Origin of the sequence: Microbacterium sp. XT11 (genome assembly GCF_001513675.1) — a bacterium.
In the GTDB taxonomy this organism is placed as follows: Bacteria; Actinomycetota; Actinomycetes; order Actinomycetales; family Microbacteriaceae; genus Microbacterium.
Window position 1 is genome coordinate 1448707 of the sequence record NZ_CP013859.1, and the last position, 25594, is coordinate 1474300.

The window sequence follows — 25594 nt, forward strand, 5'->3', positions numbered from 1 at the left end:
AGTGCCGTCCTCGATCGCTGACGCATGCCCGCAAGCAGTCGCAAAATTGCGACATCCTGTTTTGTTCTTGCATTGTCTCATTGAGAACGCTACATTCGGAACACCCGCCACCGTCGACGAGGAGTTCCGTGGATACCGACGTCCTGCGCAACCGCACCGCACCGTCCGTGGCCGTTCCGGCCGCCGAGGGGTGGTGGCGTACCGCCGTGATCTACCAGGTGTACGTTCGGAGCTTCGCCGACGGGAACGGAGACGGCATCGGCGACCTCGCCGGCGTGCGCTCCCGGCTCGGCTATCTCAAGAGCCTCGGCGTGGATGCTCTGTGGTTCACCCCCTGGTACCCGAGCCCGATGGCCGACGGCGGCTACGACGTGCAGGACTACCGCGACATCGACCCGCGGTTCGGCACCCTCGCCGAGGCCGAGCGGTTGATCGAAGAGGCTCTCGCGCTCGGCATCCGCACGATCGTCGACATCGTCCCCAACCACGTCTCCTCGCAGCACGAGTGGTTCCAGCAGGCCCTCGCCGCGGGGCCGGGCAGCCCCGAGCGCGAGCGCTTCTGGTTCCACCCGGGACGTGGGGCCGACGGCTCCGGCATCCCGACCGATTGGGTGTCGAGCTTCCAGGGTGAGACCTGGACGCGCACCACGAACCCCGACGGCACGCCGGGGGAATGGTACCTGCACCTCTTCACACCGCAGCAGCCCGACCTCAACTGGAACCACCCCGACGTGCGGCGCGAGCACGAGGACGTCCTGCGCTTCTGGTTCGACCGAGGTGTCGCCGGTGTGCGCATCGACTCGGCGGCACTGCCCGTCAAGGATCCCGTCCTCCCCGACCTCCCGGCGGAGGCAGCGGCGCCGGGGCAGCATCCGCACACCGACCGCGACGAACTGCACGACATCTACCGCTCGTGGCGGGCCATCGCCGACGAGTACGAGGGCGAGCGCGTGCTCGTCGGGGAGGTGTGGCTCGACGATCCGGAGCGCTTCGCCCGATACCTGCGCCCAGGCGAGATGCACACCGCCTTCAACTTCGGCTTCATGACGCAGCCGTGGAGCGCCCAGGCCATGCGAGCGTCGATCACCCGCACGCTCGCCGAGCACGCGCCGGTCGGTGCCCCGGCGACGTGGGTGCTCTCCAACCACGACGTCACGCGTCCGGCGACCCGCTACGGCAGGGCCGACTCGTCGTTCGCCTTCGAACGCAAGCGCTTCGGGACTCCGACGGATGCCGCGCGCGGTGCCCGGCGCGCGCGTGCCGCAGCTCTGCTCGTCGCGGCCCTTCCCGGCAGCCTCTACATCTACCAGGGAGACGAGCTCGGTCTTCCGGAGGTCGAACTGCCCCGTGAGGTGATCGAAGACCCCATGCACTTCCGGTCAGGCGGGGTCGACCCAGGGCGCGACGGATGCCGGGTGCCACTGCCGTGGTCGGGCACCTCGAGCCCGTACGGCTTCGGCGGCGAGCCGTGGCTGCCCCAGCCCGCGGACTGGGCCTCGTACGCGGTGGACGCGCAGGAGCTCGACCGTGGCTCCACCCTGTGGCTGTACCGCGACGCGATCGCGCTGCGGCGCCGGCTGCCCGACTTCGCCGACGGCGCTCTCGACTGGCTGGAGCTCGGCGCCGATGTGCTTGCCTTCCGCCGCGGCGAGGACACCGTGAGCGTCACGAATCTGGGTGCCGTGCCGGTGCCGCTGCCTGCGCATCACGAGGTGCTCCTCTCCAGCGCTCCGCTCGAGGGAGGCCTGCTCGCCCCCGACTCCACGGTCTGGCTCGCCTTGCGGCCGGCATCCGCACGCCCCACCAGGGGCCTCTGACCTGCACCACCCGATCAGCAACACACATGGAAGGACAGACGATGACGTCAACCACGAAGACGCTGGCAGCCGGCGTGGCCGTGCTGGCGATGGCCGGCGCACTCGCCGGCTGCAGCAGCGGTGAGGGAGCCGGCGACGGAGGCAAGACCGAGCTCCGCGTCGCCACGTTCCCGCCCGGAGCGGATGCCGCGGCATACGACGCGTTCGCCGCGCAGGAGAAGCAGTTCGAGAAGGACCACCCCGACATCGACATCATCGGCGTCGAGTACGAGTGGGAGGGGCCGACGTTCGCCGTGCAGCTCGCGGGCGGCAGCCTTCCGGACGTGTTCACGGTGCCCTTCACCGACTCGAAGACCCTCCTCGAGAACGGGCAGCTCATGGACGTGACAGCCGAGATGAAGGAGCTCGGCTACACCGACAAGTTCAACCCGATCATCCTCGACGGCGTCACCGGCGACGACGGCAAGATCTACGGGTTCCCGCGCCAGGCGTACGCCGCGGCTCTGCACTACAACCGCGATCTGTTCGAGCAGGCGGGCCTCGACCCCGACGATCCGCCGGAGACCTGGGACGAGATCCGCGAGGCCGCCAAGGCGATCACCGACGCCACGGGAAAGGCGGGGTACGCGCAGATGGCCATCAACAACACCGGCGGATGGCAGCTCACCTCGCAGACGGTCGCGCGCGGTGGGCGCACGCAGACCGACAACGGAGACGGCACGGCGACCTCGACGATCGACAACGACGCGACCCGTGCGGCGCTGCAGTTCCTGCACGACGTGAAGTGGGAGGACGGGTCGTTCAGCTCGAAGGTCGACCTCGACTGGGGAACGATCAACCAGGAGTTCGCGGCGGGCAACATCGGCATGTACACGTCGGGATCCGACGTCTACACCGCCCTCGTGCGCGACTTCGGCATGGATCCGTCGATCTACGGCATGACCGTGGTGCCCATGGAGGGCGACGACCCCGGCACGCTGGGCGGCGGCGACATCGCCGTGATCAGCCCGACCGTTGACGCCAAGACGAAGGCGGCAGCCGTCGAGTGGATCGACTGGTACTACATGCAGAAGCTCATGGACGAGGACGCCGCCGTGCTCGACGCCAAGACGCTGGCGGAGTCGGACCAGGCGGTCGGCACCCCGTTGCTGCCGGTGCTCAGCCGCGAGCAGTACGAGCAGTCGCTGGAGTGGATCGCGGACTACATCAACGTTCCGGTCGATCAGATGGCCCCGTTCAGCGAGCGCATCTGGGACCAGACGCCCGTCGGCGAGCCGAAGGTGAAGACGCAGGAGGTCTACGCGCTGCTCGACACCGTCGTGCAGAGCGTGCTGACCGACGAGAACGCCGACATCGACGCACTGCTGGCGCAGGCGCAGATCGACGCGCAGGCGAAGCTCGACGAGTGATCCGTCCATGACGATGACGCTCGACGAACCGCGGGTGGCGGAGTCCTCTCCGCCACCCGCGGCCCGCCCCCGGCGACGCCGGTCGCCGCTCACCTGGTACCGGGGCGGCGGCGTTGCGAACCTTCTGTTCGTGCTGCCGATGCTGTTCGTGTTCGTGTTCTTCTCGTGGTCGCCGATCGTGCAATCGGTCGTGATGAGCCTGCAGAAGACGAACCTCATCGTGGCGGAGTGGGTCGGTCTCGACAACTACGTCGCGGTGCTGTCCGACCCCGAGCTCGGCAGGGCCGTGATCAACACCCTCTGGTTCGCCGTGCTCGCGCTGCTCTTCGGCTTCCCGCTGCCGCTCCTCATGGCCGTGCTCATGAGCGAGGTGCGCCGCGGGAAGGGTCTCTATTCGGCCCTCGCGTATCTCCCCGTGGTCATCCCGCCCGTGGTCGCCGTGCTGCTGTGGAAGTTCTTCTACAGCGCCGACCCGTCGGGTGTATTCAACACCGTGCTCGGCGGGCTCGGCATCCCTCCGCAGCCGTGGATCCAGGATGCCGTGCAGGCCATGCCCTCACTCGTGCTGGAGGCGACATGGGCCGGGGCGGGCGGGTCGATCATCATCTACCTCGCCGCACTCCTCGGCGTGCCGCCCGAGCTGTACGATGCGGCCGAGGTCGACGGGGCGGGCATCTGGCGCAAGGTCTGGCACGTCACGCTGCCGCAGCTGCGCGGCATCCTCTTCATCATGCTGATCCTGCAGATCATCGCGACCGCGCAGGTCTTCCTCGAGCCGTTCCTCTTCACCGGCGGCGGACCGGCCGGGGCCACCAAGACCGTCCTGCTGTACATCTACGACAAGGCCTTCCGCAACAGCCTCGGCGGCGACTACGGCGAGGCGACGGCGGTGTCGGTGCTGCTGGCCATCGTGCTCGCCATGCTGTCGTGGCTGTACTTCCGACTCACCGAACGCTGGAGCACCTCATGAGCGCCGACGAGATCTCGGCCGACCGCACCCTCGTCTCCCACTCCGAACGCCGCAGGCCCGGCATCCGCCTGGGGCTGTCGCTGACGCACGTGTTCCTGTTCGTGGGCCTCGTGATCGCGGGCCTCGGGCCGATCCTGTGGCTGGGGGAGTCGGCGGTGACGCCCACGCAGGACACCCTGTCGCAGCCCTTCGCGCTGTGGCCCAACGGCATCGACTGGGCGAACCTCGCGACCGCGTGGAACGACATCCACATCGACCAGTACTTCCTCAACACGGTGATCATCGCGGCCGGCGCGTGGTTCGTGCAGCTGCTCGTGGCGACGACGGGAGGCTACGCGCTCTCGGTGCTCAAGCCTCGGTACGCGGGAGTGCTCAACGCCCTCGTCCTGGCGACGCTCTTCATCCCCGCGATCGTGCTGCTCGTGCCGCTGTACCTCACGATCGTGCATCCGCCGCTCCTCCCGGGTGCCAATCTGCTGAACAACTACCTCGCCGTGTGGCTGCCCATGGGCGCGAACGCGTTCAACATCCTGCTCGTGAAGCGGTTCTTCGACTCGCTCCCGCGCGAGGTGTTCGAGGCGGCCCGCACCGACGGCGCAGGACCCTTCCGCCTGTTCTGGTCGATCGTGCTGCCCATGTCGAAGCCGATCCTCGGCGTGGTGTCGGTGTTCGCGATCATCGCCGCGTGGAAGGACTACCTGTGGCCCATGCTCGTGCTGCCGGACCCGGCGGTGCAGCCACTCTCGGTGCGGTTGCCCGCCGTGCAGTCGCAGACCGAGCTCGACGTGTTCCTCGCCGCACTCGCGATCGCCACGCTCATCCCGATCGCGATGTTCCTCGTGTTCCAGTCGGTGTTCCTGCGCTCGGCCGGGCTCGGAGGGGCCGTGAAGGGCTAGGCGGCAGTCAGTGGCCGGGACGCGGCGTGGTCGGGTAGAGCACGTCGATGAGCTTCTCGATGATCCCCGCCATGTCGACGCTCGGGTCGATCAGCCATTGCAGCTGCAAGCCGTCGGCCACCGCCTGGATCACGCGGGCCATGGTGTCGGGCTCGAGCACTCCTGAGCGGTCGGCGTCGCTGTCGAAGCCCTCGGCGAACGCCTCGCGCAGCTTCTCGCTGCGCTCCAGGAAGAACTGCCGAGCCGGGTGCCGAGGGTCGGCGGCGTCGACGGCGAGCCGGGAGAAGAGCTCGACGAGTCCAGGGACTTCGGCGTTGTGCCGGATGACCTGCACGAAGCCGTCGCGGGCGTCGTCGAGCCCGCGGACGGCGGGATCGAGCCCGTCGTTCTCGTCGCGCTTGCGCAGCACAGCGGTGAAGAGCTCCTCCTTCGAGCCGAAGTAATGGAGGAGGGCTGCGGGAGTCACCCCGACGACGTCGGCGATCTCTTTGAGCGAGGCGCTCTGATAGCCCTTGCGGCCGATGACGTCGAGCGCGCTCTCGAGGATCTCCTCTCGTCGCGCCACGCCTTTCGCGTACGAACCTCGCCGTGCCATAGCCTCCACCGTAAACCTGAACGACGTTTGGAATCTAATACTTAGCGGCATATAGTTTTCGCAGGACATCGACGTCACCGCGAAAGGACCCTCATGACCGAGATCTCGGCATCCGACCTCACCCTGGAGGAGAAGGCATCGCTCACGAGCGGTGCGGACTTCTGGACCACCAAAGCGGTCGATCGCGTCGGTCTGCCGTCGGTCATGATGACCGACGGCCCGCATGGTCTCCGCAAACAGTCAGGCAGCACCGATCACCTCGGCCTGGCCACGAGTGTGCCCGCCACCTGCTTCCCGCCGGCCGTCGGCCTCGGTTCGTCGTGGGACCCCGAGCTCGTCGAACGGGTCGGCGCCGCCATCGGTGTCGAAGCCGCGATCGAAGACGTCGCCGTCGTGCTCGGCCCCGGAATCAACATCAAGCGCTCTCCGCTCTGCGGGCGCAACTTCGAGTACTTCTCGGAGGACCCGATCGTGTCGGGAGTTCTCGGCGCAGCATCCGTGCGGGGCATCCAGTCGCAGGGCGTCGGCACCTCGCTCAAGCACTTCGCCGCGAACAACCAGGAGTTCGACCGGATGCGCGTGAGCTCCGACGTCGATCCGCGACCTCTGCGTGAGATCTACCTGCGCGGTTTCGAGCGGGTCGTGAAGGATGCCGCTCCGTGGACTGTCATGTGCTCGTACAACCGGCTCAACGGCGTGTGGACGTCGGAGGATCCGTGGCTGCTCACCCGCGTGCTGCGTGACGAGTGGGGCTTCGACGGGCTCGTCGTGTCGGACTGGGGAGCGGTGAACGACCGCGTCGCCGGTGTCGCCGCGGGCCTCGATCTGGAGATGCCGTCATCGGGCGGGCGGACGGATGCGCAGCTGGTCGCGGCCGTGCGCGACGGTCGTCTGCAGGAGAGCGTGCTCGACACCGCCGCGCAGCGCGCGATCGACCTCGTGGCCAAGGCAGGCAAGCGCCCCGCGGTGGCCGGACCGCTCGACGTCGAGGCGCACCACGCGCTCGCCCGCGAGGCCGCAGGACGGTCGATCGTGCTGCTCAAGAACGACGGAGCGCTCCTGCCCCTCGCGCCCGCCCAGCGGGTCGCGGTCATCGGCGCCTTCGCAAGCGAACCTCGTTTCCAGGGCGCAGGGTCGTCACTCATCAACCCGACCCGCGTGGACGCGGCGCTCGACGCGCTCCGCGAGGTCGGCGGCGATGCCGTGTCGTACGCGCCGGGGTTCGCCGTCGAGGGCGGTGCCGTCGCGGCATCCGGCCGCTCAGCCGACGAACTCCGCGACGAGGCCGTCGAGGCGGCACGCGCGGCGGAGGTGGCCGTCGTCTTCTTGGGGCTGCCGGCTGCTGAGGAGTCGGAGGGCTTCGACCGTGACCACATCGACCTGCCCGCTGTGCAGCTCGAGGTGCTCGACGCCGTGCTCGCGGTCAATCCGCGCACGGTCGTCGTGCTCTCCAACGGCGGCGTCGTGGCGCTTCCCTTCGCCGACCGGGTGCCGGCGATCGTCGAGGGCTGGCTGCTCGGTCAGGCCGGCGGCAGCGCCGTGGCCGATGTGCTCTACGGCGCTGTGAACCCCTCGGGCAAGCTCACCGAGACGGTGCCGGTGCGTCTCGAGGACAACCCGTCGTACGGCAACTTCCCCGGCGAGTTCGGGCACGTGCGCTACGGCGAGGGCCTGCTCGTGGGCTACCGCTGGTACGACGCAAAAGGTCTCGACGTCACGTTCCCCTTCGGCCATGGGCTGTCGTACACGACCTTCGCCTATGGTGACGCCACGGCGACCGTGGACGCCGACGGCGATGTCGTCGTGTCGTTCGAGCTGACCAACGCCGGAGACCGCGACGGACGGGAGGTCGTGCAGGCCTATGTGTCGCTCGACGGATCGATCGTGCAGCGCGCGCCGCGCGAGCTCAAGGCCTTCGCGTCGGTCGCGCTCGCCGCGGGAGAGACCCGCACGGTCGACCTCGTCATCCGTCGCCAGGACCTCGCCTACTGGGACATCCGCGTCGATCGGTTCGTGGTGGAGGGCGGCGAGTACACCGTGCATGTTGCGGCATCGAGCCGCGACATCCGTTCATCGGCGCGCGTGACAGTGCAGGGCGACGAGGTGCGGCTCCCGCTCACCATGAACTCGTCGATCGGCGACGTCGTGGCGCACCCCGTGGCCGGGCCGATCGTCATGGGCGCGCTCGGCGGCCTGATGGGCGAGCTCACGGGGGCGGATTCGTCGGCCGCGTCGATGATGCCGAACGACGAGGCCATGCAGAAGATGATGGCCTCGTTCCCGATCGGGCGGCTCGTCGGCTTCCCCGGTATCGACGCGACCTACGAGCAGATCGAGCAGCTGCTCGCCGAAGCGAACGCCGGGGCCTGACACCACGACACTCGATCCGGCGCCCTCGTGCCTCGCGACATCGCGGGTGCGGGGGCGCCGTTCGTCGGTCAGCCGCCGTGCTGCGTCCCGCTGCGCCCTGAGCCGGCGGACAGGGTGGCCAGGCGCGCGGCGATGCGCTCGATCGTGCGCGTCGCGGCCGCCTCCTCCGGGCGGTTGAGGTGACCGTGGCGTGTGCCCGGCTCGGTGAGCACCTCGACCTCGCGCCCCGCGGCGGCCAGCGTCGTTGCGAAGTGCTCGCCCGAGACCCGAAGCTCGTCGACGTCGCCGTTCACGATGAACGTCGGCGGGTAGGCGCGGAGATCGGATGCCGTGGCACGGCCGGGAACCGCCGCCAGAGGCGCGTCGTCGACGGGTCCGCCCAGGTAGTTCTCGTACATCGAGCGCACCGAGTCCGGTCCGAACGTGTCGGCTTCTGGGTCGGCGTCGAGTGCGGCGCGGAGCTCTGCGTCCGGCGCCGGCTGCACGGCGAGGAGAGTCGGATAGGCGAGGACGACGAGCGCCGGAGCCTCCGCTGTGCCCTGCACACGGAGCGCTGCGCCGGCTGCGAGGTTGCCGCCGGCGCTCGTGCCGCCGATCGCGAGGGCGTCGCGGCGGATGTGCAGCTCCTCCGCGTGCGCGTGGGCCCAGCGCCAGGCCGCGACCATGTCGTCGGAACCGGCGGGGTAGTGCTCGCCGTCACGCTCGGCGAGGTCGGGGCGGAAGCCTGTGGGGATCGGGGCGAGGCGGTAGTCGACCGAGATCACGGTCGTGCCGCGTTGCGCGAGCTGACGCGCGACCCAGTCGGATTCGGGCATGTCGATGTCGCCGAACGCGAAGGCGCCGCCGTGCGCCCACACGAGTCCGGTGCCGTCGGGGTGTGCGGCGGGGTAGACGCGGACGAGTCCATCGGCTGCGGAGAAGGGCGTGCTCATAGAGCCATCAGATCACGAAGCCGGGCGGGCGTCCCGATTCGTGACTGCTCTCACGACCGGTTATGATGGCAGGACGCATCCGTGCTCTCGGGCCGGATGCCTGGAGACGTCGCATAGTCAGGCCTAGTGCACCACCCTGCTAAGGTGGAGTCCCCTTACGGGGACCGAGGGTTCAAATCCCTCCGTCTCCGCCGACGACGAAACGCCCTCACCGAGTGGGGCGCTTCGTCGTATCTCGGGCCCTCCGGTATCGTCGCTCGCATGTCCACCGCCACCACGCAGACCAGCAAGCGCGAGGCGTTCGGCTCGCGGAACGTGTTCATCCTCTCGGCCATCGGCTCGGCAGTCGGCCTCGGCAACATCTGGCGCTTCCCCTATGTGGCCTACGAGGGCGGAGGGGGCGCGTTCCTCATCCCGTACCTGTGCGCTCTTCTCACCGCCGGCATCCCGCTCCTGTTCCTCGACTACGCGATCGGCCATCGCTACCGGGGGTCGGCGCCGCTGGCGTTCCGGCGGCTGCATCGCTCGGCCGAGGCGCTCGGCTGGTGGCAGGTGCTGATCTGCGTCGTGATCGCGGCCTATTACGCGGTGATCATCGCGTGGGCCGCCATGTACACGTGGTTCTCGGCGCAGCTGACGTGGGGGCCGGGCAATGAGAACGACTTCTTCTTCGGCGACTTCCTCCGGTCGGCAGACGTCGCCAAAACCGGTGTGTCGACCGAGTTCGTGCCGCAGGTCGGCATCCCGCTCGCCGTGGTGTGGCTGGTCGTGATCGTCATCATGGCGCTCGGAGTCAAGCGCGGGATCGGTCGCGCCAACACCATCCTCATGCCGCTGCTCACGGTGATGTTCGCCATCCTCGTGGTGCAGTCGCTCTTCCTCCCCGGCGCGCTCGACGGCCTCAACGCGTTCTTCACGCCCGACTGGCAGGCGCTCGCCGACCCCGGTGTGTGGGCGTCGGCCTACGGGCACATCTTCTTCTCGCTGTCGGTGGCGTTCGGCATCATGGTCACCTACTCGTCGTACCTCAAGCGCAAGACCGACCTCACGGGCTCCGGGCTCGTCGTGGCGTTCGCGAACTCCGGCTTCGAGATCCTGGCGGGCATCGGCGTGTTCGCGGCGCTCGGGTTCATGGCGCAGGCGCAGGGCACCGAGGTGTCGGGCGTCGCCTCGTCGGGCATCGGGCTCGCGTTCATCGCCTTCCCGACGATCGTGTCGCAGGCGACGGGCGGATCGATCATCGGCGTGCTCTTCTTCGGCGCGCTCGTGTTCGCCGGACTCACGTCGCTGATCTCAATCCTCGAGGTGATCGTCGCGGCTCTGCAGGACAAGCTCGGGTGGGGCCGTGTACGCACGACCCTCGTCGTGTCGATACCGCTCGCCGTGATCTCGATGATGCTCTTCTCGACCACCACCGCGCTGTCGGTGCTCGACACCACGGATGCCTTCGTCAACGCGTTCGGGATCATGGCCGTGGCCCTCGTCGCGGTGATCGTCGTCGCCTGGCTGCTGCACCGCCTCCCGGCGCTCGCCGACCACCTCAACCGCCGTTCGAGCTTCGGCGTCGGCCGCGTCTGGATGCTTCTCGTCGGCGCCCTCGCGCCGGTCGTGCTGGGCTACCTCTTCGTGAGCGAGATCATCTCGAAGACCACGGAGCCCTATGGCGGCTACCCCGGCTGGTTCCTCGGCGTGTTCGGCTGGGGCATGGTCGTCGCCCTCGTGGTGCTCGGCGTGCTGCTGTCGCTGCTGCCGTGGGGCGACCGTTCACACGCGAGGGATGACGACGAGTACGACGAGTTCCTCGCCGCAGAGCACTATCCGGCCGATCGCGACACCGGGACGTCGGCCGTGCCGGTCCGCGCCCCGAAGGGAGAGGGAGCATGAGCGCCACCGCCGTCGTCATGATGATCATCGCGATGGTCACGGTCTGGGGCGGACTCATCGCCGCCGTCGTGAACCTCGCACGCCACCCCGAGGTCGCCGACGCGGAGCCGCAGCCGCCGACCGAGCTGTAGCCGCCGGGCTCAGCTGTAGCCGCCGGGCTCAGCTGTAGCCGCCGGGCTCAGTTCGCCGTGTACTCCTCGCGCCCGCCGATCACCGTGCGCACGACCCTGGCCCGCAGCAGAGCGTCGGGGCCGGCGCGGAACGGGTCGGCGTCGATGACGGCGAAGTCGGCGGCGTGCCCCACGGCGATCCTGCCGCGCCACGCGCCGTCGCCCACGGATGCCGCGGCATCGCGTGTCGCATGCGCCACGGCCCGGTCGAGCGGAAGCGCGTACTGCGGATGCACGGCAGCGACGGCAGGGTCGAGCGCCGAGGCCCTGGTCGCGGCGACGTACATGTTCGCCAGCGCCTGGTGCGGCGCGGTCGGAGCATCGGTCGAGAAGGCGAGCAGCGCGCCGGCGTCTTCGTACTCCGGCCAGGGGAACGCGCGCTCGACACGGTCGTCGCCGAGTTGCGCGGCCCAGTTGGCGAAGATCGCCGGATCGGCGTGGACGGGCTGCATCGACGCCGTGACGCCGAGCCGTGCCATCCGTTCCGCCGTGCCTGGCGCGGCGTACTCGAGGTGCTCGATGCGGTGACGACGCGGGCGGTCGCCGTTCACGGCGATGGCGTGCTCGATGGCGTCGAGGGCCAGCGTGCTCGCCGCGTCGCCGATGGCGTGCAGCGCGATCTGCAGCCCAGCGGCGTCGGCGGCCGCGACGACGGGGAAGAGCCGGTCGGCCGGCCAGATCGGGTCGGCGTTCGAGCCGTCGGCGTAGGGCTGCCGCATGGCCGCGGTGCAGGCATCGATCGTGCCGTCGAGCACGAGCTTGATGCCGAGCACCCGCACTCCGGGGTTCTCGGCAGCGGCGAGCTCGGCGGCTCTGGCGACCTGCGCGAGGTTCTCGGCATCCGACCCGGTGTCGGTGATGAACCAGTGCGCCGCGATCCGCAGCGGCTGGGCGCCTCGCTCCGCGGCGCGCGCGAGCGCGGCGAGCCCGAACTCGTCGAAGGCCATGTCGACGGCTCCCGTGACGCCCGCGGCGAGGTACGCCGAGACGACGCGCTCGACGTCGGCGTCGCGCTGGGCGTCGGTCGTGGTGGCGTCGCGGTGCGCCCAGACGTACTGCGCCGCGGCGGTCTCGTAGAGCATCCCGGTCGGTTCGCCGTCGGCGTCGCGCTCGATGCGCCCGCCGATGGGGTCGGGGGTCTCGCGCGTGATGCCGAGCCGCGCGAGAGCGGCCGAGTTCACCCAGCAGGAGTGGTAGTCGTTCGCGTCGAGGTACACAGGGATGTCGGCGACGGCGGCGTCGATCATCGCGGCCGTCGGCGCTCCTCCCTCGATCGCGTCGAACAGCCAGCCGCGACCGTACAGCTCGTCCTGGGCCTCCGAGCGGGCAGCGCGCAGCCGGGACTGGATCTCCTCCAGAGAGCGCGCGTCGGTGAGGCCCACCTGCCCCAGTGCGCTGCCCATCATGAGCAGGTGGGTGTGCGCGTCGGTGAAGCCGGGGAGGACCACCCGGCCCTCGAGATCGACGACGGCGTCGGATGCCGGAGCATCCGCCTCGGCGCCGACGAACGAGAACGCGCCATCGTCGACGACGACCGCCTCGGCCCAGAGCGGTTCGCCGGGTTCCGCTGCCGTGAAGAACCGCGCGTTGCGGTAGAGCGTGCTCATGCGGCGACCTCCTGGGTCCGGACGGGGGTGGCTGCGCGCTCGAGGCGCGTGGACAGGAGTGCGATGGCTCCGGCCGGGACGGCGAGCACGAAGCTCGCGATCCCGAGCGCGATCGCGAAGCCCTGGTAGCCGAGGCCGCTCACGAGGGCGGCGCCGATCACGGGCGTGAGGGCGGAGCCCACGAGGTAGACCGCCAGGAGCGGACCCGACCAGCGGCCGTCGGCGTCGAGAGCCGCCGAGGTCGAGACGAAGTACATGAACGCGATGGCGTAGATCGTGTTCCAGGCGATGAACACCACGATGAACGACGTCGCGTCGGTCGTGAACCCTTCGACGATCTTCAGGGCGCCGCCGAGGCCGAGGAGCACCACGAGGGGCACGGCGCGGCCGAGTCGATTGCCGACGATCATGAGGAGCAGCGATCCCAGCAGGCCTCCCGCCGTCGCGCCGCTGAGCGCGATGCCGAGTCCTTCCGGGGTGAGACCAGCGCTGTCGGCGCCCATGACACCGGCCATCGCCCACAGCGAATCCTCGCTCGCCGCCCACAGCGCGAACGCCACGAGAAGGCCGAACCCGGCCAGCGTCACGAGCCGCGAGCTCGCGGGCCCGACGCGGAGGACGCCGGTCTCGGGAATCTCGATCGGCATGGCCTCGGCGACGGCGGCTCCGGCCTGCGGGCCGATGACGGGCGCAGCGGGCAGCCAGGCGGAGACGAGCAGCCCGAGGAGGCTGAAGAGCGCCAGCGTGCCGAAGACGTCGAGAGGCGCGAGTCCGATGAGCGGGATCACCGCGAGCACGATCGTGATGACGCCGCGGTTCGCGAGTCCGTTGAAGCCCGCCACGCGATCGGGGTTGCGGAAGGCAGCCAGGGCGGCACCGGATGCCGCGACCGCGCCGCCTGCGCCGATTCCGCCGACCAGCAGCCCCGCGAGGGTGAGCGCGGGAGCGAGCGCCGCTGCACCGAAGCCGAGAGCGCCGAGGGCGAGACCTGCTCGAGCGACCGTGCGGCGGTGCACGCCCGCGCACAGCGGGGCGATGGCCAAGCCGGCGACGGCCGTGAGCAGCAGGGTGGCCGTGATGAGCCAGCTCGCCGTGAGCACGTCGAGGTCGAGGGCGGTCTGCGCTGCCGTGATCATGTACGGCGAGAGGTTGACGCCGAGGTATCCGGCGATGCCGATGGCGAAGGTCGCGGCGGCGGTGGGGAGGCGGAGCGGCACGCGTGTGCCGAGGTCTGTGGCTGTCATGGGGACTCCAGGTGGCGCACGGCGGTGTGCGCAGGTTCGGGTGAGGCGGGGTGCCTTCGTGGAGCACGGCATCCATAAACGAACGGTATTCGTAAACGAATGGTGTTCATTATTATGCACAGGAGGGAAGCCGCACGGAAGAGGCGGTTTCCCGGGAGCCGCCGACCACCGCCCGAAGGAGCGCGAGATGCCGAGACCGACCACGCGGCTGCTGTCGCCCGACATCATCGGCGACGCGGGGCTCGCCCTGGCGCGCGCGGGCGAGCCGTTCGGCGTGAACGCGATCGCGCGCCGCCTCGGCGTGCGCCCCTCCTCGCTGTACAACCACGTCGACGGCATGGACGGCATCGTCGAGCTCATGCGCGGACGCCTCATCGAGGCCTATCGCGTGGATCGCACCGACGCGAGCTGGGAGGAGCATCTCGTGGAGATGCTCCGAACCCAGAGGCGCATGTACGCCGACCACCCCCAGCTCGTCCCGCTGCTGGTCGGCAAGACGATCACGGACCCCGGTGTGATCGCCGCCTACGACGACCTGGCGACGGTGCTCGTCGACGGCGGGTTCCCCGAAGACGAGATCCTCTCGATCATCGCAGTGATCGACGCGTTCGCGATCGGTTTCGGACTCGACCTCGCGTCGCCGGACGACGTGTGGCGGCCCGAACAGGAGACCCGGACGCTCGGTCGTCTGCTCGACGGCGCCGAGCGGGGTCGCGCGCGGTCGGACCGCACGTTCGAGCTGGGGGTGTCCGTGCTCATCGAGTCTTTGCGGACGCGGTTGCGGAACCGGCATCCGGACTGACCTGATTCACGAGCTCTCGTCCGTCACGAAGCCGCGCGACGTTCTCGTCGATGAGGGCGCTCGCGCCCACGGGGCGGTTCCCCGCCACGTGCGGCGTGATGAGGAGGTTGGGCGCGTCCCACAGCGGCGAGTCAGCCGGGAGCGGCTCGGTCTTGGTCACGTCGATGGCCGCCGCCCGCAGCTGCCCAGATACCAGCGCGTCGACCAGCGCGCGCTCATCGACGGTCGCGCCGCGCCCGACGTTCACGAAGACCGACCCCGGCGGCAGCGCGGAGAAGGCGCCGGCGCCGATGCGGTCGGTCGTCTCGGCCGTCGCCGGCAGCAGCGAGATCAGGACGTCCGTGTCGGCGAGGATGCGGGGAGCGTCGTCGTCGGCGCGCACCTCGATGCCCTCCCTGACCCCGGCCGAGCGTGCGATCCCGCGCACCTGCGCCCCCAGGAGCTCGAGGGCCGGTGCGAGCCGGGCGGCGATCGACCCGAAGCCCCAGATCGTCACGCGGGCGCCGGCGAGCGTGTGGCGGCCCTGCGTCTCCGGCGCCGCTTGCGCGCGGATGAACCCCTCGTGCCACACGTGCTCGCGCTGCGCATCGCGCAGAAGATCCAGGCGCCGCACCGCGGCGAGGACGAGCGCGAGAGCGTGCTCGGCCACCGGACCGTCGTGCAGCGACCGCCCCGAGCAGATGCGCACGTCGTCGGCGAAACCCGCGGAGAGCACGACATCCGCCCCCGAGGCCAGAGCCTGCACGAGCCGAAGATCGGGAAGCACCCGCGCGGCCTCGCGCAGGCGGTCGGCCGGATTGTGCCAGGCCACGAGGACCTCGGCGTCGCGATGCTCGTGCGGCAGCGCGGACTCGACGTCGTACACCACGACCTCGGCCTCGGCCTCAGACCGCAGACGCAGCTCGATGGTGTTCGGGATCAGGATCTTCATGGCGCCTCCGGCCCCTACGGTACCGGGCGAGGTGCCGGCGGGGCCGGTCTCGGGGCATGATCGCATCGGGCACGGATGATCGGGCGGCGCTGCCGCGACGGCCGAGACGATGGACACGTACACGAGGAAGGAGGATCGCCATGATCGGAACCCTGAACGCGCTCGTCGACCTGATCGAGCACGACACCGCGGGGGAACCGGACGTCGCCGCGTTCGCGCGCAGGCACGGGACCACCGAGTACCACCTGCGCCGGATGTTCTCGGCGCTCGCCGGGATGCCGCTGTCGGAGTACGTGCGCCGGCGGCGCATGACCGTCGCGGCGGCGGAGCTGACGGCGGGTGCGCCGAGCATCCTCGACGTCGCCGTGCGGCACGGCTACGGCTCGACCGAGGCGTTCGGCCGGGCGTTCCGGGCGGTGCACGGCATCGGCCCTGCCGACGCGCGCCGGGACGGCGGTCCTCTCCGCACACAACCCATGCTCCGGTTCCGCCTGAGCGTCGAAGGGAGCGCACCCATGCACGTCACGATCACCCCGCTGCCCGAGCTCGTGCTCGCCGGCCACGCCGCGCGCGTGCCGCTCCTGCACACGGGGGTGAACCCCCGCATCCAGGAGCACATCGCCGCCATCCCGCCCGAGGAGCACGCGCGGCTGAAGGAGCTCTCCGACGCCGAGCCCGGCGGCATCCTCGCGGTCACGGCGGATGTCGAGCCCGACGCGCCGGAGGGGACGGAGCTGACCTATCTGCACGGCGTCGCGCTCCTCCCGACGACCCCTGTCCCGGACGACCTCGACGCGCTGCGCGTCGACGCGGGCCCGTGGGCGGTGTTCTCGGCCGACGGGCCGTTCCCGGAGACGCTCCAGAACCTGTGGGCGGCCACGGCCACCGAGTGGTTCCCGTCGAACCCCTGGCGGCTCCGTCCCGGCCCCTCGATCGTGAGATATCGCGAGTTCACCGGCTCGAGCGCGGCGTTCGAGCTCTGGCTGCCCGTCGAATCCGCGTGAGCCTCGCGTCGCCGGAGGAGCACCCACCGTGCGCCTCCGGTGATGTCGGCGGCTCGTGCCACACTGGGCGCGTGCCGATCGATCCCAAGAAGACCCTCGATGCGTACCAGGCGAAGCGCGGCGTCATCCGCATCGTCGAGGTCCCCGCCATGCAGTACCTCATGGTCGACGGGGCCGGCGACCCGAACACCTCGCCGCGGTTCGCAGACGCGGTGACCGCCCTCTATCCGGTGGCGTATGCTCTGAAGTTCGCCGCGAGGGAGCGCTTCGGCGTCGACGCGGTCGTGATGCCGCTCGAAGGCCTCTGGCACGCACCGGACATGGAGTCGTTCACGTCGCGGCGCGACAAGTCGCGCTGGCTGTGGACGCTCCTGCTGATGGTGCCCGATCACGTCACCCCGGAGCTGTTCGCCGAGGCGGTGGAGTCCGCCGCCCGCAAGAAGACGCCGTCGCCCCTGCTCAGCGACGTGCGCCTCGAGACCCTCCGCGAAGGGCTGTGCGTGCAGACGCTGCACGTCGGGCCCTTCGACGACGAGGGCCCGGTGCTGGCAGACATCCACGACCGATTCATCCCCGAGCACGGGCTCACGATGACGGGACTGCACCACGAGATCTACCTCAGCGACCGGCGGCGCACGGCCCCTGCGAAGCTCCGCACCATCCTCCGTCAGCCCGTCGAGACGGTTCGGTGACTCCGGATCAACCCCCTGGCCGCGCAGCTTCCTGCGCCGATACCCTCCCGGCATGAGCACTGCCAAGAACGCCGCGCGGACGGCGAAGAGCTCGACGACGTTCCGGCGCATCGCCCGCGCCGGGTTCGTGGTGCTCGGTGTCGTGCACATCGTGATCGGCTCCATCGCCATCTCGGTGGCGGGCGGAACGGGCGGCGACGCCGACCAGGACGGCGCGATGGAGCAGATCCGCCGAACCGCGGTCGGCGGGCTCCTCCTGATCGTGATCGCCGTCGGTCTCGGCGCTCTGGCGGTGTGGCAGATCGCCGGCGCCTTCCTCTTCGCCGACCCCGATGAGAAGCGACGATGGGCGCTCCGCGTGAAGGCGGTCGGCATCGCGATCGCCTATCTGACCATCTCGGTGATGGCTCTCGTCTACGCGGTCGGCGGCCGCGCCGACTCGGAGCACGCGCAGCAGACGCTCAGCGCGCGCATCCTCGCGGCACCCGGCGGAATCGCGCTGCTCGTCGCGGTCGGCCTCGCCGTCGTCGCGGTGGGAGCGGGATTCGTCGTGGCTGGGTTCACGCGTGGCTTCGAGAAGACGCTCGATCTCCCTGACGGAGTCGCGGGGACCGGCATCCGTTCTCTGGGCGCGGTGGGATTCGTCGCCAAGGGCATCGCCGTCGCCGTCACCGGCGTGCTGTTCGTGGTCGCAGCTCTCACGCAAGACCCCGAGAAGGCAGCGGGCCTCGACGCTGCGCTGCACAGTCTGCTGGCACTGCCGTGGGGGCGTGCGCTGCTGTGGGTCGTCGCCGCCGGTCTCATCGCCTACGGCGTCTTCTGCATCGCTCGCGCGCGCTTCGCCCGCATGTGACGGGCCATCGCATCCTCACGCCGTGGCGGGCTTCTCGTTCCAGACGAGGAGGAAGGCGCCGAGCGCGATCATGAGCGCACCTCCGACGCCGCCCATCGCCTCGATGCGGTGAGGAGACCGGGCGAACCAGTCGCGTGCCGCGCTCGCCACCAGCACCCAGAGCGCGTCGCACGTCACCCCGATCCCGACCACGATGGCGCCGAGCACGAGCAGCTGCAGAGGCACCGCGCCCGCCTGCAACTCGACGAACTGAGGGAGGATCGCCAGGAAGAACGCGATGGATTTGGGATTGCTCACGCCCACCACGAAGCCCTCCGCCAGCAGGCGGATGCCGGACCGGCGCCGCTGCTCGGAGGCGCTGATGGTCGCATGATCCCTGCGATGCCGGATGGCCTGCACGCCGAGGTAGACGAGGTAGGCGGCCCCGAGCACCTTCACCACCGTGAACAGCACGACGGACTGCGCGATCACGGTGCCGACGCCGAATGCCACGGCGGCCACGAGCACCAAGGATCCGACGGCGGTCCCCAGGATGCTGAGGAACCCGCCGATACGGCCGAGCGCCATCGCGCGTCCGATCGTGAACAGCACGGTGGGGCCGGGGATCACGACCATCACGAAGGCGGCCAGCACGAAGGCCGCGAGGGTGTCGGCACGGAACATGGGCCGAGCATACGGGGTCGGCGGTGGCTTCGGCGAACACGGCGACCGAAGATGCTAACCCGCGGGCGGCGCCGTGGCAATGGCGTTCTCACAACTCGCCGCGCTTCCTATCGTCGGTGTCACCACCAACCACCGGAGGAGCCGCCATGACTGTGAGAACCCGCACCCCGGAAGGCTCCGCACGCGGCACCGACGAGGGCACCGTCCCCGCCGAACCTCGATTCGAGCGGGTCGACCTCGACCGGTACGTGGTGATCGACGGCGCCCCCATCGGGTACGTCGAGGTGGTGCCGCCGGTCATCGTCTGTTACAGCGGACATCCGTATCCGCGCGCGGTCGAGATCGCGCAGGTGCACGACTTCCACCGCGCCGTGCAGGTGGTCGTCGATCACGCCGATTCACGTCGGCGACCTATGATCTCCGCATGAGCCTGGAGATCTGGCCGGGAACGCCCTACCCCCTGGGGGCTTCCTACGACGGGCAGGGGACGAACTTCGCACTCTTCAGCGAAGCCGCCGAACGTGTCGAGCTGTGCCTCTTCGACGCCGACGGCACCGAGAGCAGGGTCGATCTCACCGAGGTCGACGCCTACGTCTGGCACGGCTACCTCCCGTCCGTGCAGCCCGGGCAGCTGTACGGCTACCGCGTGCACGGGCCGTACGACCCGGCGAACGGGCTGCGGTTCAATCCGAACAAGCTCCTGCTCGACCCCTATGCGAAGGCCGTCGCCGGACGCATCGACTGGGGCCAGCCGCTCTTCGGATACGACTTCGGCGACCCGGACTCCCGCAACGACGACGACTCGGCGGCCGCGATGGCGAAGGGCGTGGTGGTCAACCCGTTCTTCGAATGGGGAGGCGATCGTCCGCTGAAGACGCCCTACGCGCAGACCGTCATCTACGAGGCCCACGTGAAGGGCCTCACGGTGCAGCATCCCGACGTGCCGGAGGACATCCGCGGCACCTACGCGGCCATCGGCCACCCCGCAATCATCGATCACCTCCAGCGCCTCGGCGTCACCGCGATCGAGCTCATGCCGGTGCACCAGTTCGTGCACGACTCCGTGCTGGAGGACCGGGGGCTGTCGAACTACTGGGGCTACAACACCCTCGCGTTCTTCGCACCCCACAACCAGTACGCCTCGAGCGGCGACCACGGCCAGCAGGTGCAGGAGTTCAAGGGCATGGTGCGCGCGCTCCACGCCGCGGGCATCGAGGTGATCCTCGACGTGGTCTACAACCACACGGCGGAAGGCAACCACCTCGGGCCGACGCTGTCGCTGCGCGGCATCGACAACGAGGCCTACTACCGGCTCGAGGAGGACCGCCGCTACTACACCGACTACACGGGTACGGGAAACAGCCTCAACGCCGGCAACCCGCACGCGCTGCAGCTCATCATGGACTCGCTGCGGTACTGGGTCACGGAGATGCACGTCGACGGCTTCCGCTTCGATCTCGCGTCGACCCTCGCGCGCGAGTTCTACGACGTCGACCGGCTGGCGGCCTTCTTCGAACTCGTGCAGCAGGATCCGATCGTGTCGCAGGTGAAGCTCATCGCCGAGCCGTGGGACGTCGGCCCCGGCGGGTACCAGGTCGGCAACTTCCCGCCGCAGTGGACGGAGTGGAACGGCAAGTACCGCGACACCGTGCGGGATTTCTGGCGCGGCGAGCCGCAGTCGCTGGGGGAGTTCGCGTCTCGTCTCACCGGGTCCGCCGACCTGTACGAGCACTCCGGGCGACGCCCCGTCGCCTCGATCAACTTCGTCACGGCGCACGACGGCTTCACGCTGCGCGATCTCGTGTCGTACGCCGAGAAGCACAACGAGGCCAACGGCGAGGACAACGCCGACGGGGAGTCGCACAACCGCTCCGACAACAACGGCGTCGAAGGCCCGACGGACGATCCCGAGGTCAATCGGCGCAGGGCACGCCAGCAGCGCAACTTCCTCGCCACGCTGCTGCTCTCGCAGGGCGTGCCGATGATCTCGCACGGCGACGAGCTCGGACGTACGCAGGGCGGCAACAACAACGGGTATGCGCAGGACAACGAGACGACGTGGGTCGACTGGGCGTCCGCCGACCTGCCGCTCGTCGAGTTCACGGCGGCGCTCTCGCGCCTGCGCCGACAGCATCCGACCTTCCGGCGCAGCCGGTTCTTCGACGGACGCCCCGTGCGCGGGGAAGACGGCGAACGCGTTCCGGATGTCGTGTGGCTGCGGCCGGACGCGCGCCGGATGCAGCCGGAGGACTGGGACTCCGGCTTCGGGCGGTGCATCGGGATGTTCCTCAACGGGCGCGGCATCCGTGAGAAGGACCGCCGCGGGCGGCCGGTGACCGACGTGAACTTCCTCGTGTTCTTCAACAGCGGCGACGAGCCCGTGGAGGTCACGGTGCCCGACGAGCGCCACGGCGCGCAGTGGGATGCCGTCGTCGACACCGCCGGCGAGCGCACGGACGAACGTCCTCTCGACGCAGGGGAGAGGTTCGCGCTCGAACCGCGGTCGATGATCGTGCTGCGCGAGGTCGACGGCACGGACACGCCGACGGGCCACTCGGTCGAAGCGTCGCTCCGCAGCCGCACCGAGACCGCAGCGCCCGCGCCGGCACCGGAGACCGCGACATGACACGGCGGCCGCTGTCGACGTACCGGCTGCAGATCAGTCCGCGGTTCACGCTGGACGACGCGGCCGCCGTCGTGCCGTACATCCGCGAGCTCGGGGCCTCCTGGGTGTACGTGTCCCCGCTCCTGACCGCGACCCCGGGCTCAGACCACGGCTATGACGTTGTCGATCACTCGCGTGTCGATCCGGCTCGCGGCGGCGACGAGGCGCTCGTGCGCTTCGCAGCGGCCGCCAGGAGGGAGGGACTCGGGATCCTCGTCGACATCGTGCCCAACCACATGGGGGTGGCGGTCCCGCGCGCCAACCCGTGGTGGTGGGACATGCTGCGCCTGGGGCGTTCGTCGCGCCACGCCGTCGCGTTCGACATCGACGCGAGCCGTGGCGACGGGAGGCTGCGGCTGCCCATCCTCGGCGCGTCCCTCGACGAGGTCATCGCCGCAGGGGAGCTCTCGGTCGATCCGGAGCCGGCGGACGATGCCCCCGACGGCACGCTGTCGTACTACGACCACGTGCTGCCGCTCGCCCCCGGTACGGCCGCGCTCGCGGGCGACCTCCCCGCGCTGCTCGCCGCGCAGCACTACGAGCTGCGGTACTGGGAAGACCAGAACGCCGAGCTGACGTACCGCCGCTTCTTCGCGGTGTCGGAACTCGCCGGCATCCGCGTCGAACTCGCCGACGTCTTCGCGGAGTCTCACCGCGAGATCGCCCGCTGGATCACCGACGGGCTCGCCGACGGCCTCCGCGTCGATCATCCTGACGGCCTGGCCGACCCCGGCGGCTATCTCGAACGGCTCGCCGACGTGACCGGCGGCGTCTACACCCTGGTCGAGAAGATCCTCGAACCCGGCGAGGAGCTCCCCGACTGGTGGCACACCGACGGCACGACCGGCTACGACGCGCTCGCGCAGTTCGATCGGCTCTTCGTCGACCCCGACGGCGTGCGGGCGCTCCGCGAGCTCGACGACGGGCTGCGAGCCGACACCGGCGTTGCGCCGCGCGGGTCGTGGGCCGACCTGACGCACACGACGAAGCGCATGGTCGCCGACTCGCTGCTGCGGTCGGAAGTGCGCAGGCTTGTGCACACGCTGCCCTTCGGCATCGTCGGCGCGGAGGATGCGCTGTCCGAGATCCTCGCGTGCTTCCCGGTGTACCGCTCCTACCTTCCGGCAGGCGGCGAGCACCTCGAGCACGCGCTCGCCGAGGCGCGGCGGCGTCGTCCCGACCTCGCCGCCGCCATCGCAGAGCTCGCACCGCTGCTCGCCGATGCGTCACGCGAGCTCGGCGAGCGATTCCAGCAGACGAGCGGCGCGGTGATGGCCAAGGGCGTCGAAGACACCGCGTTCTACCGGTGGACGCACCTGGGCACGCTCACGGAGGTCGGCGCCGATCCGTCGGTCGAGTCGATCGACGTGAACGAGTACCACCGCGCACAGCAGGTGCGCATGGCGTCGTGGCCGTTCTCGATGACGACGCTGTCGACGCACGACACCAAGCGCTCGGAAGACGTCAGGGCGCGCCTGGCTGTGCTGTCGGAGCTTCCGGAGCGCTGGGGCGAGGTGCTGCAGGAGCTGCGCGCCATCGCCTCCACGGGTCACGGGCCGTTCGATGCGCTGCTGTGGCAGGCCGCGGTGGGAGCCTGGCCGATCTCGGCCGAGCGCCTGCACGCATACGGGGTGAAGGCTGCGCGCGAGGCGGCGGAGGCCACCGGATGGCAGCACCCGGACGAGGGGTTCGAGCGCGGGATCGCGGAGGTGGCGGATGCCGCGCAGGGCGCCGCCCGCGGGCTGCTGACGCGGTTCGTCGACGAGATCGCCGGGTACGGCCGGGTGAACGCGCTCTCGGCCAAGCTGCTCCAGGTGACGGCGCCCGGCGTGCCGGACGTGTACCAGGGCACCGAGCTGTGGGACCTGTCGCTCGTCGACCCGGACAACCGCAGGCCGGTGGACTTCGCCGCCCGCGCTGCCCTGCTGCGGCGCATCGACGAGGATCACGCGCGCGGGGTGCTGCCGCCCGTGGACGACGAGGGATCGGTGAAGCTGCTCGTCACTTCTCGGGCGCTGCGGCTGCGGAGGGACAACCCCGAGCTGTTCGGCATCTACCGGCCGGGCGTGGCCACGGGTACGGCATCCGCGCACGTCGTGGCTGCCGACCGCGGGGGAGCGACGGCCGTCGCGACGCGGCTGCCCGCCACTCTGGAGCGCCGCGGCGGATGGGGTGACACGATCCTGATGCGGCCCGACCTGCCCGCCACAGACGTGCTCACGGGGCGCCGGATCGCGCCGGGTCCCGTGCGGCTCGCCGAGCTGCTCGACACGTATCCGGTGGCCCTGCTGCGGGACGCGCGATGATCGAGGTGTGGGCGCCGGCCGCCCGTCGCGTGCGCGTGCGTCTGCTCACAGCATCCGGTGGCATCCGCGACGAACGCGGACTCCGGCCCTCGACGCGACCAGGCTGGTGGTGCGCCGACATCGATCTCGCCGACGGCGACCGGTACGGATTCCTGCTGAACGACGCCGACGACCTCCGGCCCGACCCGCGGTCACGGCGGCAGCCGGACGGCGTGCACGGGCCCTCGGCCGCGTTCGACCCCTCGGCGTTCTCGTGGACCGACGCGCAGTGGACGGGACGCCAGCTCGCGGGCGCCGTGATCTACGAGCTGCACGTCGGCACGTTCACGCCGGAGGGAACGCTCGACGCGCTCATCGGGCGGCTCGACCACCTCGCCGACCTCGGTGTCACGCACATCGAGCTGCTTCCCGTCGCCGCGTTCAACGGGACGTGGAACTGGGGGTACGACGGCGTGCTCTGGTACGCGGTGCACGAGACGTACGGCGGCCCTCGTGCCTATCAGCGTCTCGTCGACGCGGCGCATGCCCGCGGACTCGCCGTGGTGCAGGACGTCGTCTACAACCACTTCGGCCCCAGCGGCAACCACCTCCCGGAGTTCGGGCCGTACCTCCGCGACGGAGAGCTCACCAGCTGGGGTGACTCCGTGAACCTCGACGAGCCGGCGGTGCGGGAGTACATCGTCGAGAACGCCCTGATGTGGCTGCGCGACTTCCACGTCGACGGCTTGCGGCTCGACGCCGTGCACGCCCTCCACGACGATCAGCCCGTGCACATCCTGCGCGAGCTGGCGGAGCGGGTCGACGCGCTCTCCGCGCAGCTCGACCGGCCTCTCTCCCTGATCGCCGAGTCGGACATGAACGACCCGACGCTGATCCTCCCCCGTGAGGCCGGCGGCTACGGTCTCACCGCGCAGTGGTCCGACGACTGGCACCACGCCGTCCACGTCGCCCTGACCGGAGAGACGGAGGGCTACTACGCCGACTTCGCGGCGGCGGATGCTGTCGCGAAGGTGTCGCAGAGCGGGTTCTTCCACGACGGCACGTTCTCCTCGTTCCGCGGGCGGCCGCACGGCAGACCGATCCCCGACGGAGTGCCGGCCTGGCGCCTCGTGACGTTCGTGCAGGACCACGATCAGGTCGGAAACAGGGCGGAGGGCGACCGGCTCTCGGCCACGCTGAGTGCCGACCGGCTCGCCGTGGCGGCCGTGCTCACGCTTACGGCGCCCGGCACCCCCATGCTGTTCATGGGGGAGGAGTGGGGAGCGTCGACGCCGTGGCAGTTCTTCACCTCGCACCCCGAGCCCGACCTGGGCAGGGCGACGGCCGAGGGCCGCATCGCCGAGTTCGCGCGCATGGGCTGGGACCCGGCGGTGGTCCCCGACCCGCAGGACCCGCGCACCTTCGAACGCTCGCACCTTCGGTGGTCGGAGCGCGACGATCCCGTGCATGCACGGCTGCTGGCGCTGTACCGCGACCTCATCGCGCTGCGGCGCGCGGTGCCGGCGCTCACCGACCCGGACATGTCACGCACACGGGTCGAGACGATGCCGAGCCCGGACCGGCCGGATGCCGCCCCCGATGCCCGCGTGTACCGCATCGAGCGCGGCGATGTGGCGGTTCTCGTCAACCTCTCGGGCTGCGATGCGGAGTTCGAGGTCGGCTCCGCGACCGGGGTGCTGCTGGCGACGGCGGAGGTGGGGGTCGCTGACGGCCGCGTGACCGTGCCGAGAGATGCCGCGGCGATCGTCCGCGATCCGGGCCCCGCCCCTGCCTGCGGATGAGAA

At 70.2% G+C, this 25594-nt stretch carries 21 protein-coding genes and 1 tRNA gene; 16 read left to right on the plus strand and 6 right to left on the minus strand.

Going from position 1 to position 25594, the window contains the following annotated elements; all coding sequences use genetic code 11:
• Nucleotides 1–128 precede the first annotated feature (128 nt).
• From AB663_RS06685 to AB663_RS06700, 4 genes are read left to right on the plus strand one after another with little or no spacing between them, the layout of a single operon-like run.
• Nucleotides 129–1817, plus strand: a complete 1689-nt coding sequence (locus AB663_RS06685; protein ID WP_083511144.1) for a glycoside hydrolase family 13 protein — start codon at nt 129–131, stop codon at nt 1815–1817.
• A 41-nt stretch (nt 1818–1858) separates the two neighbouring features.
• Nucleotides 1859–3226, plus strand: a complete 1368-nt coding sequence (locus AB663_RS06690; protein ID WP_067197069.1) for an ABC transporter substrate-binding protein — start codon at nt 1859–1861, stop codon at nt 3224–3226.
• 7 nt (nt 3227–3233) lie between these two features.
• Nucleotides 3234–4196: a carbohydrate ABC transporter permease gene (locus tag AB663_RS06695; RefSeq protein ID WP_198147947.1), complete on the plus strand. Its 963-nt coding sequence runs from the start codon at nt 3234–3236 to the stop codon at nt 4194–4196.
• Complete coding sequence (locus tag AB663_RS06700; protein WP_083511145.1) at nt 4193–5092, plus strand: carbohydrate ABC transporter permease; 900 nt, start codon at nt 4193–4195, stop codon at nt 5090–5092. The genes AB663_RS06695 and AB663_RS06700 overlap by 4 nt, the downstream gene beginning before the upstream one ends.
• A 7-nt stretch (nt 5093–5099) precedes the next feature.
• On the opposite strand, the gene AB663_RS06705 is transcribed toward AB663_RS06700, so the two are convergent.
• Nucleotides 5100–5657 (minus strand): TetR/AcrR family transcriptional regulator, encoded by a 558-nt coding sequence (locus AB663_RS06705; RefSeq protein ID WP_335338563.1) that lies wholly within the window; start codon nt 5655–5657, stop codon nt 5100–5102.
• A gap of 123 nt (nt 5658–5780) precedes the next feature.
• Here AB663_RS06705 and AB663_RS06710 point away from each other — a divergent pair, with 123 nt between their 5' ends.
• Nucleotides 5781–8057, plus strand: a complete 2277-nt coding sequence (locus AB663_RS06710; protein WP_067197078.1) for a glycoside hydrolase family 3 C-terminal domain-containing protein — start codon at nt 5781–5783, stop codon at nt 8055–8057.
• A gap of 68 nt (nt 8058–8125) precedes the next feature.
• On the opposite strand, the gene AB663_RS06715 is transcribed toward AB663_RS06710, so the two are convergent.
• Nucleotides 8126–8989, minus strand: coding sequence for an alpha/beta hydrolase fold domain-containing protein (locus tag AB663_RS06715; protein ID WP_067197081.1), 864 nt, complete (start codon nt 8987–8989; stop codon nt 8126–8128).
• 102 nt (nt 8990–9091) lie between these two features.
• On the opposite strand from AB663_RS06715, the gene AB663_RS06720 reads away from it, so the two are divergent.
• The 3 genes from AB663_RS06720 (at nt 9092) to AB663_RS16845 (ending at nt 11004) form a co-directional block, all read left to right on the plus strand.
• Nucleotides 9092–9180: transfer RNA gene (locus AB663_RS06720), tRNA-Ser, on the plus strand.
• Between the two features lie 70 nt (nt 9181–9250).
• Nucleotides 9251–10873 (plus strand): sodium-dependent transporter, encoded by a 1623-nt coding sequence (locus tag AB663_RS06725; RefSeq protein ID WP_067197085.1) that lies wholly within the window; start codon nt 9251–9253, stop codon nt 10871–10873.
• Nucleotides 10870–11004, plus strand: coding sequence for a methionine/alanine import family NSS transporter small subunit (locus AB663_RS16845; protein WP_083511146.1), 135 nt, complete (start codon nt 10870–10872; stop codon nt 11002–11004). Before AB663_RS06725 ends, AB663_RS16845 begins: the two co-directional genes overlap by 4 nt.
• Nucleotides 11005–11051: 47 nt before the next feature.
• On the opposite strand, the gene AB663_RS06730 is transcribed toward AB663_RS16845, so the two are convergent.
• Together AB663_RS06730 and AB663_RS17365 are read right to left on the minus strand one after the other, a co-directional pair.
• Nucleotides 11052–12650 (minus strand): amidohydrolase, encoded by a 1599-nt coding sequence (locus AB663_RS06730; RefSeq protein ID WP_067197087.1) that lies wholly within the window; start codon nt 12648–12650, stop codon nt 11052–11054.
• Entirely contained in the window at nt 12647–13894 is a 1248-nt protein-coding gene (locus tag AB663_RS17365; RefSeq protein WP_067197090.1) for a hypothetical protein, read from the minus strand. Before AB663_RS17365 ends, AB663_RS06730 begins: the two co-directional genes overlap by 4 nt.
• 187 nt (nt 13895–14081) lie before the next feature.
• Between AB663_RS17365 and AB663_RS17370 the strand changes: the two genes are divergently transcribed.
• The gene (locus AB663_RS17370) at nt 14082–14696 is read left to right on the plus strand and encodes a TetR/AcrR family transcriptional regulator C-terminal domain-containing protein (protein WP_067197093.1); all 615 of its coding nucleotides are present in this window, start codon (nt 14082–14084) and stop codon (nt 14694–14696) included.
• Here the strand turns inward: AB663_RS17370 and AB663_RS06745 are convergent.
• Nucleotides 14650–15627: an NAD(P)-dependent oxidoreductase gene (locus AB663_RS06745; protein WP_067197095.1), complete on the minus strand. Its 978-nt coding sequence runs from the start codon at nt 15625–15627 to the stop codon at nt 14650–14652. The genes AB663_RS17370 and AB663_RS06745 overlap by 47 nt on opposite strands.
• 140 nt (nt 15628–15767) lie before the next feature.
• On the opposite strand from AB663_RS06745, the gene AB663_RS06750 reads away from it, so the two are divergent.
• The 3 genes from AB663_RS06750 to AB663_RS06760 all read left to right on the plus strand — a co-directional run bounded on the left by AB663_RS06750 (nt 15768) and on the right by AB663_RS06760 (nt 18176).
• Nucleotides 15768–16631 carry an AraC family transcriptional regulator gene (locus AB663_RS06750; RefSeq protein WP_067197098.1) on the plus strand — a complete coding sequence of 288 codons (864 nt, stop codon included), beginning with the start codon at nt 15768–15770 and terminating at the stop codon, nt 16629–16631.
• Nucleotides 16632–16702: 71 nt separating this feature from the next.
• On the plus strand, nt 16703–17323 hold the full coding sequence (locus AB663_RS06755) for a GyrI-like domain-containing protein (protein WP_067202321.1): 621 nt from the start codon (nt 16703–16705) through the stop codon (nt 17321–17323).
• A gap of 52 nt (nt 17324–17375) precedes the next feature.
• Nucleotides 17376–18176, plus strand: a complete 801-nt coding sequence (locus AB663_RS06760) for a DUF1206 domain-containing protein (protein ID WP_067197101.1) — start codon at nt 17376–17378, stop codon at nt 18174–18176.
• A gap of 15 nt (nt 18177–18191) precedes the next feature.
• Here the strand turns inward: AB663_RS06760 and AB663_RS06765 are convergent, their stop codons facing one another.
• Nucleotides 18192–18839: a LysE family translocator gene (locus AB663_RS06765; protein WP_067197104.1), complete on the minus strand. Its 648-nt coding sequence runs from the start codon at nt 18837–18839 to the stop codon at nt 18192–18194.
• A 146-nt stretch (nt 18840–18985) separates the two neighbouring features.
• On the opposite strand from AB663_RS06765, the gene AB663_RS06770 reads away from it, so the two are divergent.
• The 4 genes from AB663_RS06770 to treZ are packed head-to-tail and all read left to right on the plus strand — an operon-like array spanning nt 18986 to nt 25591.
• Nucleotides 18986–19267: a hypothetical protein gene (locus AB663_RS06770; protein ID WP_067197107.1), complete on the plus strand. Its 282-nt coding sequence runs from the start codon at nt 18986–18988 to the stop codon at nt 19265–19267.
• A 2-nt stretch (nt 19268–19269) separates the two neighbouring features.
• Nucleotides 19270–21465: a glycogen debranching protein GlgX gene (glgX, locus tag AB663_RS06775; RefSeq protein ID WP_067202325.1), complete on the plus strand. Its 2196-nt coding sequence runs from the start codon at nt 19270–19272 to the stop codon at nt 21463–21465.
• Nucleotides 21462–23810: a malto-oligosyltrehalose synthase gene (gene treY / locus AB663_RS06780; RefSeq protein WP_067197110.1), complete on the plus strand. Its 2349-nt coding sequence runs from the start codon at nt 21462–21464 to the stop codon at nt 23808–23810. Before glgX ends, treY begins: the two co-directional genes overlap by 4 nt.
• The gene (treZ, locus tag AB663_RS06785) at nt 23807–25591 is read left to right on the plus strand and encodes a malto-oligosyltrehalose trehalohydrolase (protein WP_067197113.1); all 1785 of its coding nucleotides are present in this window, start codon (nt 23807–23809) and stop codon (nt 25589–25591) included. Before treY ends, treZ begins: the two co-directional genes overlap by 4 nt.
• Nucleotides 25592–25594 lie beyond the last annotated feature (3 nt).

What these genes read in the sequence shown, in the direction of transcription:
- AB663_RS06690 (WP_067197069.1), top strand. Translation starts at nt 1,859, where the DNA reads ATGACGTCAACCACGAAGACGCTGGCAGCCGGCGTGGCCGTGCTGGCG.
- AB663_RS06695 (WP_198147947.1), top strand. Translation starts at nt 3,234, where the DNA reads ATGACGATGACGCTCGACGAACCGCGGGTGGCGGAGTCCTCTCCGCCA.
- AB663_RS06700 (WP_083511145.1), top strand. Translation starts at nt 4,193, where the DNA reads ATGAGCGCCGACGAGATCTCGGCCGACCGCACCCTCGTCTCCCACTCC.
- AB663_RS06710 (WP_067197078.1), top strand. Translation starts at nt 5,781, where the DNA reads ATGACCGAGATCTCGGCATCCGACCTCACCCTGGAGGAGAAGGCATCG.
- AB663_RS06715 (WP_067197081.1), bottom strand. Translation starts at nt 8,989, where the DNA reads ATGAGCACGCCCTTCTCCGCAGCCGATGGACTCGTCCGCGTCTACCCC.
- AB663_RS06725 (WP_067197085.1), top strand. Translation starts at nt 9,251, where the DNA reads ATGTCCACCGCCACCACGCAGACCAGCAAGCGCGAGGCGTTCGGCTCG.
- AB663_RS16845 (WP_083511146.1), top strand. Translation starts at nt 10,870, where the DNA reads ATGAGCGCCACCGCCGTCGTCATGATGATCATCGCGATGGTCACGGTC.
- AB663_RS06730 (WP_067197087.1), bottom strand. Translation starts at nt 12,650, where the DNA reads ATGAGCACGCTCTACCGCAACGCGCGGTTCTTCACGGCAGCGGAACCC.
- AB663_RS17365 (WP_067197090.1), bottom strand. Translation starts at nt 13,894, where the DNA reads ATGACAGCCACAGACCTCGGCACACGCGTGCCGCTCCGCCTCCCCACC.
- AB663_RS17370 (WP_067197093.1), top strand. Translation starts at nt 14,082, where the DNA reads ATGCCGAGACCGACCACGCGGCTGCTGTCGCCCGACATCATCGGCGAC.
- AB663_RS06745 (WP_067197095.1), bottom strand. Translation starts at nt 15,627, where the DNA reads ATGAAGATCCTGATCCCGAACACCATCGAGCTGCGTCTGCGGTCTGAG.
- AB663_RS06750 (WP_067197098.1), top strand. Translation starts at nt 15,768, where the DNA reads ATGATCGGAACCCTGAACGCGCTCGTCGACCTGATCGAGCACGACACC.
- AB663_RS06760 (WP_067197101.1), top strand. Translation starts at nt 17,376, where the DNA reads ATGAGCACTGCCAAGAACGCCGCGCGGACGGCGAAGAGCTCGACGACG.
- AB663_RS06765 (WP_067197104.1), bottom strand. Translation starts at nt 18,839, where the DNA reads ATGTTCCGTGCCGACACCCTCGCGGCCTTCGTGCTGGCCGCCTTCGTG.
- AB663_RS06770 (WP_067197107.1), top strand. Translation starts at nt 18,986, where the DNA reads ATGACTGTGAGAACCCGCACCCCGGAAGGCTCCGCACGCGGCACCGAC.
- treY (WP_067197110.1), top strand. Translation starts at nt 21,462, where the DNA reads ATGACACGGCGGCCGCTGTCGACGTACCGGCTGCAGATCAGTCCGCGG.
- treZ (WP_067197113.1), top strand. Translation starts at nt 23,807, where the DNA reads ATGATCGAGGTGTGGGCGCCGGCCGCCCGTCGCGTGCGCGTGCGTCTG.